Below are 19,124 nucleotides of genomic sequence, written 5' to 3' on the forward strand. Positions count from 1 at the left end.
GAGGATGGCGCAAGCTCACTCAGCCAAGCCGAACGAACCACCGCTCAAGGTAAGCGCCCAGCGCCCGCGCATCCCCCGCCCGGGCCCGCAGCCCAATATGCCCGTCCGGCCGGACGAGCAACAACGTGCCGGGCGCGGGCCCCTCCGCGACGCCCTTCCCCGCGCGGATGCCGAAGACCTCCGCCCGCACCGCATAGCGCTCAAGCGTGCGCCGCAGCTCGGCCGTGTCGGTCGTGCCCGGCACCGTGCCGGTGGACGCGCCGGCCGCCGCGTCCACCAGCAGCGTCCAGCGGTCGTAGGACAGCAGGTCGTGGAGCCTGCGCTGCCGTCCGCCCTCGGTGACGGGCAGGTCGGGCAGCCGGTCGCCGGCGCGGAGGGCGCCGCGCCCGCCCCGGTCGGCGGCGAGCGGCCCGCTGCGGTAGTGGCGGAAGAGCTCGCTGAGGAGATTGCGGCCCTGTCGGTTGAAGGTCTCGCTGCGGAGGAGGGCGGGGCCGAGGAGCCGCATCGCGGTGAGGGTGAGGGCGGAGGGCGGCAGCTCCAGGACGTTGCGCCGCATCTGGCGCATCACCTCCTGGGCGATGGCGCGCTGCTCGGCGGTGTAGGTGTCGAGCAGGGCGTCGCGGGCGTGCCCCTGGTGGACGGCGGCGAGCTTCCAGGCGAGATTGTGGACGCCGCGCAGCCCGGTGTTGAGCCCGCGCCCACCGACGGGGGCCCACAGGTGGGCGCTGTCGCCGGCGAGGAGGGCCGGGCCCACACGGAAGGTGGCCGCGACGCGGTCGTGGAAGCGGGCCCGGTTGAACCACTCCGGCTCGGTGGGTGTCAGGCGGACGTCCGGGTCGTGGGTGACCCGGGCGACCAGCTCGCGCATCTCCTCGACGTCGGGCGGCGCGGCGTGCCCGGGATCGGGGTCGTCGCGGAAACAGAAGAAGCGGTACCCGCCGCCCGGGCGCGGCGAGACGATGAGGCTCGCGCGCCGCTCGATGAAGAAGTACGTGGTGTCCGGGGCGTAGGGGTAGGCCCACCGGGGCCGGGCGTTGATCTGCACGGCCTGCAGGCCGGTGCGGCGCTCGCCCTCGAAGAGGAGGCCCAGCGTCCTGCGGACCAGGCTGTGCGCGCCCTCGCAGCCCACGACCCAGCGGCAGTCGAGGGTCTCCACCGTCCCGTCGGGCCCGCGCACGTCCACCTGGGCGGCGCGTTCGCCGGGGCGTACGGCGACGGCCTCGCTGTTGCGGCGGACCTCGGTGCCGAGCTCGCCGAGGCGCTCGGCCAGCAGCGTTTCCATGGCGATCTGCTCGATGGACAGCGGCTGTGGGAAGGCCGTCCCGGGCACGCTCATGGTGTGCCGTCCGACCTCCCGTCCCCGGACGTGGAAGACCGCCTGCCGCAGGGGCAGCCCCTGGTCGAGGAAGCGGTCCGCGCAGCCGAGGTCGCGCAGGATCTCCAGCGCCCGCTGCCAGACGACGCTGGCCCGCACCTGGCGCCTGGTGCCGGGCTCCTTCTCCAGGACGGTCACGCCCAGCCCGTACTGGCGCAGGGCGACGGCCAGGGCCAGCCCGGTGGGCCCGGCCCCGATGATCACGACGTCTCGGCAGAAGCGGCTCATGGGCCTCCCCATCGCTCGCCCTTCATGGTCGGGGATGCGAGGGGGAGGCTTCAATGGGAAACCCACGGGGCATTGGCCCGTTCGGGCGCCCGTTCGACGGCGGTACGGGCGCCGGTGCGCCTCAGTGCGCCTCCGCCTCCACGGGCTTGGGGATCAGGAAGGACGTGCCGAGGGCGGCGGCCATGATGACGACACCGGCGATCATGCTGGTGACATAGCCGCCGGCCGAGGCCGGGTCGCTCGGCGCGGCCGCGGTCTTGACCGCGTAGAGCAGCGCGAAGCTCAGGCCCGCGCCGAGGTTGAAGGCGCCCGCGTTCAGGCCGGGCAGGAAGCCCGGGTTCTCCTTGGGCGAGAGCACGATGCCCAGGCCGTTGAGGACGATGTTGGCCACGCCCGCGTAGGTGATGCCGACGAGGACCGAGGTCACCAGCAGCATGACGCGCGAATGGGCCGGGATGGTGAAGATCATCAGGATGACGGAGGCGGCGGCGCCGACCAGGCCCAGGCGCAGGATCCGCCCGTAGCCGTAGGTGGCGGCCAGCCGGCCCGCGACCGGGCCCATGGCCAGACCGGCCAGCGCGTAGGGCGTCAGCGTCCACCAGGCGGAGGCCTCGGCGCTCATGCCGAGGCCGGCCTTGGCGTCCTGGGCGAACGCGGGGATCAGGCCGTTCATGACGGCGAACACGCCGGTCATGGTGAGCACGGTGGTCAGCAGGGTCGCCCAGGTGCCGCGCTGCTTGAGGTGGCGGGTGGCGACCAGCGGGTGGCGGGTGCGGTCCTCGGTCCGCCAGAACAGGGCGAAGGCGATCGCGGAGAGCACGACGAGCCCGCCGGCCAGGCCCCAGTTCGCCGCGTCGAGCTTGCCGGCCTCGTTGAGGGCGATGAGCAGCGCGCCGACCGAGACGACGAGGAAGGCGACGCCCGGCCAGTCCATGGAGTGCGCGGAGGGGACCTTGGTCTCGCGGGTCAGGGTGGCGACGAGGACGGCGGCGATGACGGCCACGACGCCCATGGCCCAGAAGACGGACTGGAAGCCGTGGTTGTCGGCGAGGTAGCCGCCGGCCAGGGAGTCGACGCCGGCGATGCCGCCGTTGACAGCGGTGATCACGCCCAGGAGGGTGCCGTAGCGCTTGGGTTCGCTGACCTCCATCCGCAGCATGATCAGGCACAGCGGCACGGTCGGCCCGGACGCGCCCTGGATGAGCCGGCCGACGAACAGCATGGGGACGCTCTCGGCCAGCGCGGCGACCACACAGCCCACCGCCATCAGCGCCAGCATTCCCGCCAGCACCTTGCGCCGTCCGATGACGTCACCGAGCCGGGGCAGGAACAGCGAGAACAGCGCCGCCGAGGTGAAGAAGGCCGTCTGGGTGAGGCCGATCTCCGCGGAGCTGGCGTGGAGGCTGTCCTCGATGCTCTTCAGCGCGGGGCTGAGCATGCTCGCGTTGAGCTGGAAGGCGACGCAGGCGGCCAGGAGTGCGGTGACCAGCACGCCCACGCGCACGGGGCGGTGATGGTCCCAGGCATCCCCGGCCCGGTCCCCGGTGGGGTGATCAGTGTGAGAAACGTTCATGCTTCGGCGTACCAATTCGTTCAAGGCTCGACCGCGACCAGTGTCTGGCAGACGGCGGGGACGGGCGACCTCGGCCACGAGGTGGACCGGCTGCCGCAAGGTGTCCCCAAAAATAGAAAAACCCCAGCTGAGCTGGGGTTTCCTCGGGGCCGCGGATAGCCGGCCGCGCTCTAAGGGTACATGCCGCCCGAACCGGTCGTTACGGCCGGTTCGGGGACGGGTGCGGGGGCGGGGGCGGGGGCGAGTGGGGGTGCGGCTTCCGCCAGGTCCAGGGCGCGGGCGGCCAGCCACAGTTCGTGGCGGTCGCTGGGGGAACGCAGCAAGGAGCGCTCCAGGAGGTCCTCGACGCGGGTGAGCCGCTTGCGGACGGCGGTGGCCGAGAGCGCCAGCTCGGTGGCCGTGGGCCCGAGGCGGGCGTCGTTGCGCAGCCAGACGTCCAGCGTGTGGGCGAGGGCGGCGGAGGGCGGCGCCGTTCGTACGGGCCGGAGCAGGCCGTGGGCCCACGCGACGGTGGTGGGGCGGGTCAGGAGGTCGTCGAGGCGGAGCGACGCCGTCTCGTCCTCCCCCCGGGGCTCCGGGCGGCAGGCCGCGGGGAGGCGTTCCGCGCGGAGGGCGAGCGCCAGGAGCGACTGGTCGGCGAGCCGGTCGAGGTCGAGGGCGAGCAGCTGCCCGGTCTGCCGGAGCCGGGCGGACAGGGTGTTCCGGTGGATCTTGAGGTGGGCGGTCGCCTGCGCGGCGAAGGCCAGCCAGGAGGCGGCCGTGGTCGCGAGCTCCCGGCCGTCGGGGTCCTGGGGGCGCCGGGGCGCGTGCCCGCGCAGGGGTGCGAGCAGCCGCTCCGCCCAGGCCGCCAGCGCCGGCCCGATCACCAGGACCGGATCGGGGCGGCACGCGAACGTGGCGTACCGCTGGGCACGGCCGCGCGCGGCGGCCAGCGCGTGGAAGGCCTGCCCGTACGCGGTGGCCGTCTCCCGCAGGGGGACGGCCTCGCTCACGCCCACCGGATGGCCGCCGGTCTCCCGGGCGACGGCCGCGGCGAGGGCCAGGGGCTCCTCGGCGGGCTCCCCGGGCGCGACCGGGGCAAGAACGAGGAGGTGGTCGGCGTGGACGGGGCACGGCACCACCCACGCCCCCCGTATCAGCCCGGCGCACCGGCGCGCCAGGTCCGGGCGCAGGCGGGGCGGGGACTCGACGACGAGGAAGCGCAGCACTTCGGGCAGGGCCGGCCGCAGGACACCGGCGATCTGACGGGCGGCGGAGACCTGACCGTTCATCAGCAGGTGGAGGACGGCCTCCCGGTTGTGGGCCTCGACGAGCTCCAGCCGGTTCCGCCGGCGTTCGTTGTCCTCGGCCTGCCAGCACATGCCCAGGGCCGAGGAGGCGTCCGCGAGCAGTTGCGGCAGGCCCTCGGGGACGGGCCCGGGCAGGACGGCGGCGAGGGCCGGGGCGGCGGTCCGTCGTGCGCAGTCCAGGGAGCAGAGCAGGCCCGTGTGCTCCTGGTCGTCGACGACGAGGGAGCCCAGGCCCCGGGAGACGAGCTCCTTCGTACCGCGCCGGGCCAGTTCGGCCGCCCGCTCGTTCTTCGTCGCCCCGGTACCGCAGGAGGCCAGGATCGTCCCGTCCACGCCGACGAGGAACACCCGCGCCCGTGTGCGCGCCGCCAGCCAGCTCAGTACGGACCGTGTGCCGCCCCTGTGGGCCGACCGCTGCATGGCCAGCACGTCGTCGGCTCTGTGCGCCCGGCGGTCCGGTGCCGATGTCCCCTGTGTCGTGACCTGCACGGCTACCCCCCAGTAGATGTGGATCCGGCCGCAGCGTACCGGGGGCGTCCGACACTGTGCGTTCCGGCACCGGAACGGCGGCTTCACTGTGCGGGGAGAACCTGGGCCGGGCCGGGACGTCGCCATAGATTCTGCGACGGAAACCCCACCTCCCCCTCAGACTCCCCAGATTTCCCAGACTTCCCAGACTTCCCAGACCTCTCAGACCTCTCAGAACAGGACATCCGCATGCGCTGGGCCAGAAAGGCGATGGTGACGGCGGGCGCCGTCGCACTCGCCGTCGGCGGCGGCATCGCCACCGGCGACACCGCTTGGGCCGGGTCGAACGGGCAGCAGATCAACTACCACAAGTCCCGTGACAACCACACCCTGTCCGTAAAGGTGACCGGCACCAACCAGAACGGCGTCCGGGTCACCAAGTGCTTCGACACCCCCGGCTCCGGGAACTACCTGGCCGGCTGGTGGTGGAAGGGCGACGTCGAGTTCGGCCGTTACGGCGGCTGGGGCTGCACCGGCTCCCACGTGGACGGCTTCGGCCTGACCGTGCCCGCCTCGCATCCCTCGGACTGGTACGACGTATGGGACTGACGCCGGGCACGGCGGTCCGGGCCGCGGCCGTCGGCCTGCTCACCGCCGCCGCGTTCGCCGGCGCCGTGCCGGACGCGGCCTTCGCCGGGAGCAACGGCCAGCAGGTCCACTTCATCGACCGGCGGGGGGACGTCCGGTCCGTGAAGCTCGTGGGCCACAACCAGAACGGCAGCTGGGTCTCCCACTGCTTCGCCGTGGTCCCCGGCTCGGACACCCGGCTCACCGGCTGGTGGTGGAAGGACGACGTGGAGGTCATCGACTACACCGGCGCTCAGTGCGGCGGTGAGGTCGTCTTCCAGGGGATCCACGAGATTCCGGCAAGGCAACCGGGCGACTGGTACGAGATCACCGACTGATCCAAGGAGAACCACTTCCGATGACCATCAAGAACACGATCGTCAAGGGCCTCACCGCCGCCGTCCTGGCCACCGGCGCGGTCGCCGGCTTCTCCGGCTCGGCCTGGGCCGGCGGCAACGGCCAGCAGATCACCTTCCACGACCGGGCGGGCGTGGCCTCCGTCCGGATCGCGGGCCTCAACCAGAACGGCCAGTACGTCTCCCACTGCTTCTCCGTCGCCCAGGGCGGGGACACCAACCTGGGCGGCTGGTGGTGGAAGGGCAAGCTCTCCGTCAAGGGATACGGCGACGGCGGCTGCGGCGACCTGCTGTGGCAGCCGGACCGGCAGCCGACGGTCCCCACGTCCCAGAGCGGCGACTGGTTCTACATCGCCGACTGACGGTACCCCCCCCCGCAGGCTCCACCACAAAAGCTTCGTCACAGACAAGGACAGCACGCAGACATGAAGCTCAAGAGCAGGATGGCCAAGACCGCCGGTGCGCTCGCCCTCGCCGTCGCCGGTGTGGCCGGCGCGGCCGGCACCGCGGCCGCCGGGTCCAACGGCCAGCAGATCGAGTTCTTCGACAAGAACCACATCGCCGAGTCGGTCTGGCTCTACGGCACCAACCAGAACGGGCAGATCGCGGCGGGCTGCTGGGACACCCCCGGCTACGACACCCCCATCCCCGGCTGGTGGTGGAAGGGCAAGGTCACCCTCGTCTCCTACGGCAGCAAGGGTTGCAAGGGCCCCGCCACCTGGAGCCGCAACGTCGACATCCCCGCGCAGTGGAGCAGCGACTACTACGGCGTCAGCGACCACATCAAGGGCTGACGCGACGATGAGCACCCGAAGCCTTCTGCGCAAGGCCACCACGACGACCGCGATCGGGATCGCGGGGGTCGCTCTGGCGAGCGGCACGGCGTTCGCCGGATCCAGCGGCCAGCAGATCGAGTTCCACGACAACAGGCACATCGCGAACTCCATACACGTCCGCGGCCACAACCAGAACGACGTGATCGTCGAGCACTGCTTCAACACCCCCGACACCGTCAACAAGCTCCGCGGCTGGTGGTGGCAGGGCCAGATCTCCATCGACGCCTACTCGGGCAAGGGCTGCACCGGCAAGGTCAACTGGAGCGCCAGCCCCGCCGTCCCGGCCATCCAGGACGGCGACGACTGGACCGCCATCGGCGACTGACCGCTGACCGCGCCGTACCCGCGTCACGTGCCCCGCACCCGTTCACCGGGCGCGGGGCCGCGCCGTGCCGTCACGCCGGCGCCGAGCCGGTGACGGCGGCGAGGGCGCGCCGGAGGGCGGAGTCGCCCGGTGGGCGGTCGTGCCAGCGGGCGGCGATGTGGCCGTCGGGCCGGACGAGCAGCGCTCCGTGCGGGCCGAGGCCGCACGCGTCGGTGTGCTCGTCGGGGAGGGGCTCGACGCGCAACGGCCACGGTGCGCCCGCCCGGGGCGTCCAGCGGGCGGGGTCCGGGGTCAGGAGAGTGAACCACTCACCGCACGCGTCGAGCGTGGAGCGGCCGGGTGCGAGCCAGAGGTGCGGCAGGCGATGGCCCGGCTCGGCGGTGGGGACGTAGTCCGTACCGCTGTCGGACGGATCAGGCCCGGGTGGGGCGTCACCGTCGGCGAGGACGGCTCCGGAGCGGTAGGTGACGCCGAGCACGAGACCGAGCTGGGCGAAGTACCGTTCCGACCAGGGAAGTTCGACCGAGTCCGGTGTCACCCCGCCCGCCTGGAGCTGTTCGCGGCGCCGGCTCTGAACGTCCAGCATGAGCCTGGTGTTGGCCACCGCCTGGCGGAGCGTCCGGTGGGCGACGGGGTGGCGTTCCGTCTCGTACGTCTCCAACAGCCCCGGCCCGGCCCACCCGTTGAGCACCCCGGCCAGTTTCCAGCACAGGTTGTGCGCGTCGGAGAGGCCGGCGTTCATGCCCAGGCCGCCCGTGATGGGCACCGCGTGCGCGGCGTCGCCGGCCAGCAGGACCCGGCCGTGGCGGAAGCGTTCGGCGACGAACGCGTTCATCACCCAGTGCTGGACCCGTGACACGTCGACGCGTTCGACGGCGCCCGGGCCGAGGGCACGTGAGACCAGACCGGGCCAGTCGGCGCTGGCGGCGTCCTCGGGGGTGGGGACGAACCAGGCCCAGCCCCCTTCGGGGTAGAGCGGGGCGAACATTCCGTGCGCGGTGAAGTAGACGCCGGCGGGCCGTCGGGCGCACCAGCGGTCGAGGTCGGCGTCGAAGACGACGGTGGTGAAGTCCCCCATCGCCCCGGGGCCGACGGTGCCGATGCCCAGCAGTTGCCGGACGGTGGAGTTCGCGCCGTCGGCGGCGAGGACGTAACGGGCCCGGACGCGGGCCTCCGCACCGCCGCGGCGGTCGACGAGCGAGGCGACGACGCTCGCCCCGTCCTCGGCCGGGTCCAGGCCGAGGAGCTCGGTCCCGAACCGCACCGGTGCTTCCGCGGCGGCGATCAGGGTGGGTTCCAGCCGGTCCTGCGAGGTGAGCGCGCCGGTCACGGGGCTCTCGGGGACGGGACCGTTCACCCCGACCATCGCCGCCGTCGCGAAGTCGCGGTCGTGGAGGGTGTCGCGGAAGCGGACACGGCCGTAGTCCGGCGGGAACGCGGCGGCCGCGATCGTGCCGGCGAGCCCGAGCCCGCGGAAGATCTCCATCGAGCGCACATTGACCAGCCGCGAACGGGGGAACGGCGACAGCTCGTCGCGTTTCTCGACGAGCAGGGTCCGTACGCCCCAGCGCTCCAGGAGCGCCCGGGCGGTGAGCCCGACCGGCCCCCCGCCGACGATCAGTACCGGTACCTCGTCGTCGCCGTTCCCGGGCATGTCCGCCATGACAGCAATCTTCCGCACCCGACGGCCGACCGCAATGCCGGACCGCGCTGCCGCTGTCAGCCGCCGACGTAGGCCGCGAGGTGCTCGCCGGTGAGGGTGGAGCGGGCGGCGACGAGGTCGGCGGGGGTGCCCTCGAAGACGATCGTGCCGCCGTCGTGTCCGGCGCCGGGGCCGAGGTCGATGATCCAGTCGGCGTGTGCCATGACCGCCTGGTGGTGCTCGACGACGATCACCGACTTGCCGGAGTCGACGAGCCGGTCGAGCAGGCCGAGCAGTTGCTCGACGTCGGCGAGGTGGAGGCCGGTGGTCGGCTCGTCGAGGACGTAGACGCCGCCCTTGTCGGCCATGTGGGTGGCCAGCTTCAGCCGCTGCCGCTCGCCGCCGGACAGCGTGGTCAGCGGCTGACCGAGGCTGAGGTAGCCGAGCCCGACGTCGGCCAGCCGCCGGAGGATCCGGTGCGCGGCGGGCGTGCGCGCCTCGCCACCGCCCTCGCCGAAGAACTCCTCGGCCTCGTTCACCGGCATCGCGAGCACCTCGCTGATGTCGCGGCCGCCGAGGCGGTGCTCCAGCACCGACGCCTGGAACCGCTTGCCCTCGCAGTCCTCGCAGGTGGTGGCGACCCCCGCCATCATCGCCAGGTCGGTGTAGACGACGCCGGCGCCGTTGCAGGTGGGGCAGGCGCCCTCGGAGTTGGCGCTGAACAGCGCGGGCTTGACGTCGTTGGCCTTCGCGAACGCCTTGCGGATCGGGTCGAGGAGCCCGGTGTATGTCGCCGGGTTGCTGCGTCGCGAGCCACGGATGGGCGTCTGGTCGACGGACACGACACCCTCGCCGGCGGGGATCGACCCGTGCACGAGCGAGCTCTTGCCGGAGCCGGCGACGCCGGTGACGGCGACGAGCACCCCGAGCGGGATGTCGACGTCGACGCCGCGCAGATTGTGCACGGTGGCGCCACGGATCGGCAGCGCGCCCGTGGGCTTGCGTACCGTCTCCTTGAGGGCGGTCCGGTCGTCGAGGTGCCGGCCGGTGACGGTGCCGCCGGCCCGCAGCCCCTCGACGGTGCCCTCGAAACAGACGGTGCCGCCTTCGGTACCGGCGCCGGGGCCGAGGTCGACGACGTGGTCGGCGATCGCGATCGTCTCCGGCTCGTGCTCCACGACAAGGACCGTGTTGCCCTTGTCGCGCAGCCGCAGCAGCAGGTCGTTCATCCGCCGGATGTCATGGGGGTGGAGGCCCGTGGTGGGCTCGTCGAAGACGTAGGTGACGTCGGTGAGCGGCGAGCCGAGATGGCGGATCATCTTCACGCGCTGCGCCTCGCCGCCCGACAGGGTGCCCGCCGGCCGGTCGAGCGCGAGATAGCCGAGGCCGATCTCCGAGAACGCGTCGAGGCTGTGCCGAAGCCTGTCGAGCAGCGGCCCCACCGACGGCTCGTCGAGACCGCGCACCCACTCGGCCAGGTCGCTGATCTGCATCGCGCACGCGTCGGCGATGCCGATCCCCGCGACCTTCGAGGATCTGGCCCCTTCGCCGAGCCGGGTGCCGTCGCAGTCGGGGCAGGTGGTGAAGGTGACCGCCCGGTCCACGAATTCCCGGATGTGCGGCTGCATCCCCTCCCGGTCCTTGGCGAGCATCGACTTCTGGATCCGCGGGATCAGCCCCTCGTAGGTCATGTTGATACCCGCGATCTTCATTCTGGTCGGCTCGCGGTGAAGGAAATCGTGGAGCTCGCGTTTGGTGAACTTCCGGATCGGCTTGTCCGCGTCGTAGAAACCCGACTCGCTGTACAGCCGGTGGTTCCAGCCGCCCGCCTTGTACCCGGGAACGGTGAGCGCGCCCTCGGAGAGCGACTTGGAGTCGTCGTAGAGCTGCGCGACGTCCAGATCGGTGACCGCGCCCCGGCCCTCGCAGCGCGGACACATACCGCCGGTGCGGCTGAACGTCGCCCTCACCGCCTTCCTGGCACCGCGCTCCACCGTGATCGCCCCGCTCGCCCGGACCGAGGGCACATTGAAGGCGTACGCGCTGGGCGGCCCGATGTGCGGCTCCCCGAGCCGGCTGAAGAGGATGCGCAGCATCGCGTTGGCGTCGGTGACGGTGCCGACCGTGGAACGGGGGTCGCCGCCCATCCGCTGCTGGTCGACGCTGATCACGGTGGTCAGCCCGTCGAGGACGTCGACCTCGGGCCGCGCCGGGGTGGGCATGAAGCCCTGGACGAAGGCGCTGTAGGTCTCATTGATCAGCCGCTGCGACTCCGCGGCGATCGTGTCGAACACCAGCGAGCTCTTCCCCGAGCCGGAGACACCGGTGAACACGGTCAGCCGGCGCTTGGGGATCTCGATGCCGACGTCCTTGAGGTTGTTCTCGCGCGCGCCGTGCACCCGGATCAGATCATGACTGTCGGCGACGTGCGGGGCGGGCGCCCGCGTGTCCGTCGTCTTGGCCCTGGGCATCATGCTCTCCATCCGTCGGACGTCCCGTCCGTACCAGGAAAACAGAAGAACCCCAGCTCAGCCGGGGTTCCGCTGCGGCCGGGTTCACCCACCCGAGCCGTCCGTCACAGGAACCGCGCACGCTCGAACCCATCGAGGGCGTCGGCGAAGTACTTGTTGGGCCAGATCAGGTTCTTGCCGCTGTTGAGGTGGTTGAGGCCACCGCTGTTGTCATACGCCTTGAAGATCTCAACGGCACGAGTGAGGCAGTTGTTGGTCCCGTCATTCCATGGCGCGCCCTGAAGCACGTACTTCGTATGGTCGAGCCGCTCCCGCTTGACGAAGGCGGCGTGCTGGTCATGCCCCCGGGTATTGATGCAGCGGTACCGGGTGTAATAGGGGCCGGGAGCATTGTTGGGATTGCGGCGGTGGCGGAACGTATCGCGCACCTCGTCCCAGGTGCCATTGAGGTTCCACGCCTCCCGTTCGTTCTCGGTGGCTCCGAAATCCCAGCGACCACTGCCGTTGTCCCAACGGTAGGCCCAGCCGACGTGACCCGCATAGTGACCGCCGATTTCAGCACCGGTGGGTGCCTGGAACATACAAACCCTTCCGGGCTCGTCAGCCTGTGCCGACGGCGCGATGGTCAGGGCTGTGGCAGGGGTGGCGGCCAGAAGCGTGAGAAGGAATGCCAGAGACGAACGCCGACTGATAGTGCGGGACATACTCACAATCGATCCGATCTCTTCGTGACAGTCGCGTACCGGGCGGCGCATGTGAATGACCCACCACCGGCCGGTACGGAGCGACTTGTGATGACGACGAGGTGACACTCTCATCCATCGGCCAGGCAACCGGCTTCTGGATGAGACCGCGCCAGCCAATCAGGTGAATCCGGCGACTAGTTGGTGACTGTTCGCCGACCGGACCGGGTGGCGCGGGGCGATGGACGCCCCGCGCCACCCGGCGGTCTTGCGCCGACCTGTGGTCAGGGCGTCACTGGCAGCGGTAGGTGGTCTCCGGGCTCTTGGCCTTCACGCCGCCCGGCCCGTCGGTCTCGGATACGACCCGGTACTGGCTGTCCGGTTCGCAGCCGTAGGCCGGGTGCAGATCGACCTGGCGACCGGTGGCCCTCTGCTGGGCCAGGACCCGGTCCGGTCCGAAGTCGTGCTTCTCGATGAGCTTGACGATTACGGTGGCTTCCGAGCCGCAGTCCCAGCGCCCGCCGTAGCCGGTGATGGTGTGATTCGCGTAGGTCGGGGTGTCCGCGGTCAGGTGGCAGTCGCCGACCGGCACGGCCGGGGCCTTGGCGGCGGCGTGGGCGCCGTTCATCGTGGGAACGGCGAGGAACGCGGATGCGGCAAAGGCGGCGGCGATGAGGCCGCGGGAGACCTTGCGCATGATTGATCAACTCCTTGACGGTGACGCTGTGGTGTGGTTGCCGGGGCGTTGCCCTCGACCGGCCCCCGGTTGCCGGAGTACGATCAGTCGGCGAGGTTTCGGGGGTGCGCGGCGTGGTAGCCGTCGCCCTCGCGCAGGCCGTAGTCGTGCGTCGTGTACCGAGTGCCGACACCGCCGGCCTGCTCGTAGGCCCAGTACTCGGTGCGGCCGGCGTTGACCCAGTGATCGAAGATCACAACGTGGCGGACCTTCGAGGAGTCGCTGTCCGCCTTGATGATCAGGTCGCCCTGATTCAGCTCGGACATGCCGATCGGGCGCGTCCAGCCCTCGTTCTTCAGAGCGACGGTGTTCGGGCCCGGCTTGGGCAGCCCGAGCGTCATCGACGCGTAGCCGGAGCAGTCCTGACGGTAGCCGTCATTCCAGTCACGGTCCTGGGTGTAGGGCACCGGCCTTCCGTGGTCGGCTGTGAGCCATGCCTTCGCCCGCTCGATCTCCTCGTGCCGGTGGATCGTCGGTGCGGCGAAGTGAACGGCCGCGGCGTGAGCGGCCGGCGCTGCGGAAACCGGGTGCGCCAGGGCGGGGGCGCTCAGGGCCGCGGTCGCGGACAGCAGTGCCGCGGCGAGCAGTCGGGTGGCCCGGCGGCCGCTGATGAGGTTCATCGTGTCCTCCCGATGAGTGTGGGGCCGGGCGGTGCTGCCCGGCGATCCACAGCTTCGGCGCACCGCTGGCCGACCCGGGAGGGGTTGCCGGTTGTCAAGCCGGTCTGTCAACCGCCTTCACCGCCTTGGCCTGGTGCGATGCCGACTCGACCGGGTGACGGCAGGTCGAATCCCGGCGCCGGGGAATGCCCGTGCCCGACCATGTGCCGGCAAGGGGACCGCTCTTGGAGGGCGGTCGGTGGGACAGAGGAGACCGGGTGGACAAGGGCACGAACGACGACGCGTTCGACTTCGGCGCGCGGCTGAAGGAACTCCGTCAAACCGCGGGGATGGCGCAGCGAGTGCTCGCGCAGAAGATCCGCTTCGACAAGACGTACATCAGCCATGTCGAGCACGGCCGCCGTCAGCCCACTGCGGACTTCGCCAGGGCGTGCGACGAGGCGCTGGGTGCGGGCGGAGAGTTACTCGGCATGGTCGGGCGCGGCCTGTGCCCCTATCCAGGCCTGGCGGCCTTCGGCATCGCCGACGCCCGTTGGTTCCACGGGCGCCGCGCGGCATTGGCGGAGCTGCTCGGGCTGCTGGCCGACCGGGCCGAGCACGGCGGCGGGCCCGTCCTGGTGGTCGCTCCGTCCGGCGCCGGTAAGTCCTCCCTGCTCCACGCGGGTCTGCTGCCCGCCCTGGCTCGTGGTGATCTCACCGGTCTCGGCCCCACCCCGGCCCTGTGCTTCACCCCCACCGCCGATCCCCTCTCCGCACTCGCCAAGGCGGAGGAACACGCGCCGACGGCGGACGGCGGGATCTGGGTGGTCGATCAGCTCGAGGAACTGTTCACTCTCTGCCCCGACCATGAGCGGCGCACGGCCTTCCTCGACGTCCTCACCGGCCAGGAGGCCCGTCCCGGCGTCTCGCGCACGGTGGTCTGCGGTGTCCGTGCTGACTTCTATGGCCACTGTCTGCTCCACGAGGGCCTGCGTGCCGCGACCGGCCGGGGCCAGCTCGCCCTTGGACCGATGAGCGAGGCGGAATTACGCGACGCCATCGTCGAACCGGCTCGTCGCGCCCGGCTCGACCTCGAGCCGGGCCTCCTCCCGCTCCTGCTGGGAGATCTCGGCCTCACAGCGACCCGCGCCTCGACGGGCTACGACCCCAGCCGGCTTCCGCTCCTCGCCCACACACTGAAGGAACTGTGGCGCCACCGGGAGGACAACACCCTGACCCTCTCCGGCTATGAGGTCGTCGGCGGCCTGCGCGGATCGGTCGCGACCACAGCCGAACGGGCGTGGGCCCGGCTGAACCCTTCCGAGCGGACCGGCGCCCGCACGATGCTGCTGCGGCTCGTCCACATCGGCGAGCAGACGGATCCGGCACGGGTACGCCTCTCCCGCCGTCAGCTCGTCGGTTCCCTCACCGACCGGGCGTCGGCCGAACGTCTGCTGGAGTTCTTCACCGGCCACGACGTCCGTCTGCTGTCCACCGCGGACGAAGGCGGCATCACCTTCACCCACGAAGCCGTCCTGGACGCCTGGCCACGCCTGCGCGAGTGGATCGCCGCCGACCGGGCGAGCCTGCGCGTCCACCAGCGACTGACAGCGGCTGCCGACAGCTGGGAAGAAGGCGACCGCGACCCCTCCCTCCTGCTGCGCGGCCCACACCTCGCCGTGGCCCGGACATGGGCCGACCAGGACGGGGCACGCTTGGGCATCAGCCCACATGAACAAGCGTTCTTGACCGCCTCCTCCCGGCGTCAGAGCCGTCGCACCACATGGCTGCGAGCCCTGGCCGCGGTGCAGACACTCCTGCTCCTGGGCGTCATCGCCTTCGCCGTCGCCACCGTGCGCGCCGAGCAACAGTTGGACCGGCAGAACCGGACCGCGCACGCTCACGAGCAGGCCAGTGCCTCCTACACCGTCCGCCAGGGCCGCCCCGACGCCGGCGGCCTGCTCACCGTGAACGCCTTCCGCACCCTGCCGGACGACGTCCAGACCCGTAGCGCGCTGCTCAGCGCGGAAACGGACCTGTTCGCCGGTCGGCTCACACGCCATCAGGGCCCGGTGTACGGCGTCACCTACAGCTCGAACGGCCGCGTGATCGCCACCAGCGGCAGGGACAACACCGTACGCCTGTGGGACGCGGCCACCCACCGTCAGCTGGGGCATGCCCTGGCCACGGGCTCCCCTGCGGCAGCAGTCTCCCTCGGCCCCGACGCGGATCGCGCGGCCGTCGTGACGGACAAGGGCGTACAGGTGTGGGACACCTCCGCCCGGCGCCGGATCGGCGTCCTGGCGAACCAGTTCAACGGTATGAACACGGTGGCCCTCACACCGGACGGTAAGCGCCTCGCGACGATCTCGTCGAACACGAGAGCTCTGCGCATGTGGGACGCGCGCACTCTCGCGCCTCTCCCGGAGCCCGAGGGCGGCTCGGCGGGGTTCAACGCACTGGCCTTCAGCCATGACGGCACCGTTCTCGCCGCCGCGGGTGATGGACCTGTTCAGATCTGGTCCGGCCCCGACAGCCCTCCGCGCACGTTGGAGGCTCATCACGTCGGCCCCATCGAAGCCGTGGTTCTCAGTCGTGACGGCCGTACCGTGGCCGCGGCCGGACAGGATGGGGACGTCACCTGGTGGGACGTCCCCAGCGGCCGGCTTCTGCGCACCGTGATGGTCGCCTCACCCGTCTGGGGCCTGGACTTCAGCCCTGACGGCCGCACCCTGGCAGCCGGTGCCGACGACCACTCCGTACGCCTGTGGGACACCGCCACCGGAAGTCAGCTGACGATGCCGGTGGGCCACGCCAACTCCATCCACAGCGTCGTTTTCAGCCCCGACGGCCGTACACTCGCGGCGGCGAGCAGCGACGGCACCACCTCTTTGTGGGACACGAGCGGTTCCACGACCTGGTTCCCCCAACCGGCCTCCACCACCGCCGCCCTCGCCTACGACAAGGACGGGCACGTCCTCGCCTCCGCGGCCAACGACGGCAGCGTGCGCCTCCGCGACACCGCCACCGGCCGCGAATTCGCACGATTCGAAGCGGGAAAGGCGCCCACCGCCCTGACATTCGTGAACGGCGACCGCCAACTCGCCGTGGCCGGCAGGGAGGGATTGACCGTGCTTGACGCCGCCACCGGCAAACCCATCGGGCCGAAACCGGTGACCGGCCCAGTGGATTCCCTGGCACTCAGCCGCGACGGACGCATTCTGGCGACCAGTTTCGGCACCACAATCCGGCTCTGGTCCACAGCCACATGGGAATCGCTCGGCGACCTGCCTGAGACCAAGGGCACCTATGCCCTCGCCTTCAGCCCCGACGGCCGCACTCTGGCAGCCGGTGGCTACACCAACCGCATCGACCTGTGGAACCTCCGGGACGACGTTCCCTTTCCCCGTGAGCCGATGACGTCCCTGCTCACCTCCAGCACCATCCGCGCCCTCGCCTACAGCCCTGATGGGCGTTTCTTCGTCAATGGCACGGACGAGGGCGCCGTCGAGATCTACCCCCTCTCCCGCCACCACGGGCCGACCCGGGCGACCCGCTCCCTCAGATTGGCCCTGCTACAGCCCCTGGGCACCATCGACCGCGACAGCGGCGGCCTGCGGAGCAACGTCCTGGCCGTGGCCTTCAGCCCCGACAGCCGCCATTTGGCAGTCGCGGGCAATGACGGCCAGGTGCGCGTCTGGCGCACCACGACAAACGACACCACCGGGCTTCAGCCCCTGGCCGTGCTCACCGGTCACCGAGGGTCCGTGCATTCCCTCGCCTTCGAGCCGCGCACCGGTACACCGGAACTGGCCAGTGCCAGTGAGGACGGCAGCATCCGCCATTGGGACCTCGACACCACGCACGCCGTCTCCAGGATCTGCGCTGCTGCCGCGACCACGGACCCGACCCTATGGCCGCAAGATCTCACCGGCCTCCTCGATCATCGCCACCACTGCTGAAGCAGGCTTCGTACGCACACGCCTCGAAAAACAGAAGAACCCCAGCTCGGCTGGGGTTCTTCGCTGTGTCCGAGGGGGACTTGAAAAACAGTACGTGTAAAACACACTCACGGCGGCGCCAACCGGAATGAAGATGATCTTAGAGTGTCTTGGTCGGCATTGCAATACAGTTGACTTACTTCCGGGGTGACGGGCCGTTGCCCCGGGGCTGTGGGCTACGTGCACCCCACAGCCCCGGATCGAGCCGTCTCGTCATCAGAGGGCCTTGCGTGCAGCGGCTTGGGCTGGCAGCTCGAACGCCTCCACCAACTTGGAGTTCTCCACCCGCTGTGTCACTTCGCCGACACTCAGGAGCGCGGCGACCAGAGTCGAGAGTGCCTCTCCAGGACGGTGACGTACTGCGTGGCCAGGGCGACGGCGTACTCCAGCATGCTGCGCGCTCCCGCACTCCACACGTCTCACCGTGGTGTGCGGCGGGAATCGTGCAGCTCGCAGACGGTTTCCCGTTTCCCCCACAGGAGGAAACCCCAGGCACCTACCCTCGGCCGCTTGATCAGTGGTGTGATGTGGCCTGCGTCGGCGGTTGAGTGAGCTGAAAGGCGACGCCGGGCGGCCCGGCTGCATGCCAATGAAGCGGCGCACACGCAAGCGTGCCCGGCCGAGACAGCAGAGCCTTCGCCTGATCGTTAAATATGCACCCAGTCAGTTCGAGAAATCTGGAAAGCTAGATAGCCTGTGAAGAGATCAACTCGCCTTCGTCTCATTTTTGCCGCTGTGGCCATTCCTGTTATGTGCCTGGCGACAGCCAGTCCGGCATCGGCCAATGGTGAGGTCGAGTGGGCGAATAAGGCCGCCGGTAAATGCCTTGATGCCGATTCGAGTGGTTACGCCGTGCCGGGCCCCTGCTATGTGACCCCAAAGACCTGGTATGACGTGCAGCAGGCAGATACCAACTGGATCGAGTACTGGAATGCTCCCAATAACAGATGCCTTGACAGTAATGCTCGGGGTAGCGTCTACGTTGGGCCGTGCGACATTCCCTCTACGAACAAGTATCAGCTCTGGTCCGAAGAGAGGTGGAAGGGCGGTTGGGTGCTTAAGAACGTCGCTACAGGCAGGTGCTTGGCTGTAGACGGCGGGAAAGTTCGCACTCTCCCGTGTGACGCAAACAACAAGTGGCAGTTCTGGGGGTAAATTGATGGCTGCGATGGTGTAGCAATCAATGCCCGATGAGGCGGGAACAGAAAAGCCCCTACCTTCTGGGCAGGGGCTTCATTGGTCATGTTTCGGTGTGGCTGGTGGCTACGGTAGACAAAAGCGCAGCGTGTGTCTTCGCGTTCTCCACTCGGCAACACCTTCAGGCTCAGAAGGCTGACGAAGGACGGGGAGGACGATGCGGTCATCTACGTGGACCAGGCCCTGATGGATGTCCTGTGGTGACAGTGGGAGAGTCAGCAGTACGAGAAGGAGGCGCTGGGAGACCTCTGGGTGGATCACGGCCTGGCCTTCGCGCGAGACAGCTTCAAGCTGTTCAAGCAGAGCAACGCCGGAGGCCCCCAGGGCCCTGAGAAGGTCTCGGCCCGCTGGCGCACCGCGCGAAACCGTCAGGACCGGCCTGATGAGTTCAGCCTGCAAGGCTGGCGCCGAACCAAGATCACGAATGACCTGCAAAACCAAGGAGAACCCCGTCGAGGTCTCCGCGAACGCCCGTCACCGCTCGGGACCGGGGTTCACGATGAAGTACTACGGCCAGCGGCGCGCCGACAACGCCAAGCAGCTCGCGGCCTCCCCCGCTAGCAGGATCGGCCTTGCCGGTGCCGCTCCGGCCTCCCGTCGGACTGGCCTCGCGGGGCATGCTCCGAGCGGCCCGAGCAGCCTGCCGGGTCTGGCGGCCTGAGCAAGATTCCCGTCCGGTCGGTCTCGTGGTTGGTCACGCCACCGGGTGAGGAAGTAC

Annotated in this window: 15 protein-coding genes; 7 read left to right on the forward strand and 8 right to left on the reverse strand. The window is 70.3% G+C overall.

Going from position 1 to position 19,124, the window contains the following annotated elements; all coding sequences use genetic code 11:
* Positions 1 to 19: 19 nt before the first annotated feature.
* From ACFYZR_RS18040 to ACFYZR_RS18050, 3 genes are all read right to left on the reverse strand, one after another.
* The gene (locus tag ACFYZR_RS18040) at positions 20 to 1,603 is read right to left on the reverse strand and encodes an FAD-dependent oxidoreductase (RefSeq protein ID WP_391911249.1); all 1,584 of its coding nucleotides are present in this window, start codon (positions 1,601 to 1,603) and stop codon (positions 20 to 22) included.
* Positions 1,604 to 1,724: 121 nt separating this feature from the next.
* Positions 1,725 to 3,176, reverse strand: a complete 1,452-nt coding sequence (locus ACFYZR_RS18045) for an MFS transporter (protein ID WP_391911251.1) — start codon at positions 3,174 to 3,176, stop codon at positions 1,725 to 1,727.
* A 170-nt stretch (positions 3,177 to 3,346) separates the two neighbouring features.
* On the reverse strand, positions 3,347 to 4,954 hold the full coding sequence (locus tag ACFYZR_RS18050) for a helix-turn-helix domain-containing protein (protein WP_391911253.1): 1,608 nt from the start codon (positions 4,952 to 4,954) through the stop codon (positions 3,347 to 3,349).
* A gap of 228 nt (positions 4,955 to 5,182) precedes the next feature.
* Between ACFYZR_RS18050 and ACFYZR_RS18055 the strand changes: the two genes are divergently transcribed.
* The 5 genes from ACFYZR_RS18055 to ACFYZR_RS18075 all read left to right on the forward strand — a co-directional run bounded on the left by ACFYZR_RS18055 (position 5,183) and on the right by ACFYZR_RS18075 (position 7,077).
* On the forward strand, positions 5,183 to 5,542 hold the full coding sequence (locus tag ACFYZR_RS18055; protein WP_229349809.1) for a hypothetical protein: 360 nt from the start codon (positions 5,183 to 5,185) through the stop codon (positions 5,540 to 5,542).
* The gene (locus ACFYZR_RS18060) at positions 5,533 to 5,898 is read left to right on the forward strand and encodes a hypothetical protein (RefSeq protein WP_391911255.1); all 366 of its coding nucleotides are present in this window, start codon (positions 5,533 to 5,535) and stop codon (positions 5,896 to 5,898) included. The genes ACFYZR_RS18055 and ACFYZR_RS18060 overlap by 10 nt, the downstream gene beginning before the upstream one ends.
* A 20-nt stretch (positions 5,899 to 5,918) precedes the next feature.
* Positions 5,919 to 6,278: a hypothetical protein gene (locus ACFYZR_RS18065; protein WP_391911257.1), complete on the forward strand. Its 360-nt coding sequence runs from the start codon at positions 5,919 to 5,921 to the stop codon at positions 6,276 to 6,278.
* Between the two features lie 63 nt (positions 6,279 to 6,341).
* Positions 6,342 to 6,710 (forward strand): hypothetical protein, encoded by a 369-nt coding sequence (locus ACFYZR_RS18070; RefSeq protein WP_391911259.1) that lies wholly within the window; start codon positions 6,342 to 6,344, stop codon positions 6,708 to 6,710.
* A gap of 7 nt (positions 6,711 to 6,717) precedes the next feature.
* On the forward strand, positions 6,718 to 7,077 hold the full coding sequence (locus tag ACFYZR_RS18075; protein WP_391911261.1) for a hypothetical protein: 360 nt from the start codon (positions 6,718 to 6,720) through the stop codon (positions 7,075 to 7,077).
* A gap of 70 nt (positions 7,078 to 7,147) precedes the next feature.
* On the opposite strand, the gene ACFYZR_RS18080 is transcribed toward ACFYZR_RS18075, so the two are convergent.
* The 5 genes from ACFYZR_RS18080 to ACFYZR_RS18100 all read right to left on the reverse strand — a co-directional run bounded on the left by ACFYZR_RS18080 (position 7,148) and on the right by ACFYZR_RS18100 (position 13,229).
* Positions 7,148 to 8,740, reverse strand: coding sequence for an FAD-dependent monooxygenase (locus tag ACFYZR_RS18080; protein ID WP_391911263.1), 1,593 nt, complete (start codon positions 8,738 to 8,740; stop codon positions 7,148 to 7,150).
* A gap of 56 nt (positions 8,741 to 8,796) precedes the next feature.
* Positions 8,797 to 11,190, reverse strand: coding sequence for an ATP-binding cassette domain-containing protein (locus ACFYZR_RS18085; protein WP_391911345.1), 2,394 nt, complete (start codon positions 11,188 to 11,190; stop codon positions 8,797 to 8,799).
* A gap of 104 nt (positions 11,191 to 11,294) precedes the next feature.
* Positions 11,295 to 11,894 (reverse strand): hypothetical protein, encoded by a 600-nt coding sequence (locus ACFYZR_RS18090; RefSeq protein ID WP_391911265.1) that lies wholly within the window; start codon positions 11,892 to 11,894, stop codon positions 11,295 to 11,297.
* Between the two features lie 271 nt (positions 11,895 to 12,165).
* A complete protein-coding gene (locus tag ACFYZR_RS18095; protein WP_391911267.1) occupies positions 12,166 to 12,570 on the reverse strand; it encodes a hypothetical protein in 405 nt (134 codons plus the stop codon).
* Positions 12,571 to 12,653: 83 nt separating this feature from the next.
* A complete protein-coding gene (locus ACFYZR_RS18100; RefSeq protein WP_391911269.1) occupies positions 12,654 to 13,229 on the reverse strand; it encodes a hypothetical protein in 576 nt (191 codons plus the stop codon).
* 257 nt (positions 13,230 to 13,486) lie between these two features.
* On the opposite strand from ACFYZR_RS18100, the gene ACFYZR_RS18105 reads away from it, so the two are divergent.
* Positions 13,487 to 17,170, forward strand: a complete 3,684-nt coding sequence (locus ACFYZR_RS18105; protein ID WP_391911271.1) for a helix-turn-helix domain-containing protein — start codon at positions 13,487 to 13,489, stop codon at positions 17,168 to 17,170.
* A 1,660-nt stretch (positions 17,171 to 18,830) separates the two neighbouring features.
* The gene (locus ACFYZR_RS18110; protein ID WP_391911273.1) at positions 18,831 to 19,067 is read left to right on the forward strand and encodes a hypothetical protein; all 237 of its coding nucleotides are present in this window, start codon (positions 18,831 to 18,833) and stop codon (positions 19,065 to 19,067) included.
* The last annotated feature ends 57 nt before the right edge of the window (positions 19,068 to 19,124 follow it).

This window comes from Streptomyces sp. NPDC001678 (genome assembly GCF_042892945.1).
Lineage (GTDB): Bacteria > Actinomycetota > Actinomycetes > Streptomycetales > Streptomycetaceae > Streptomyces.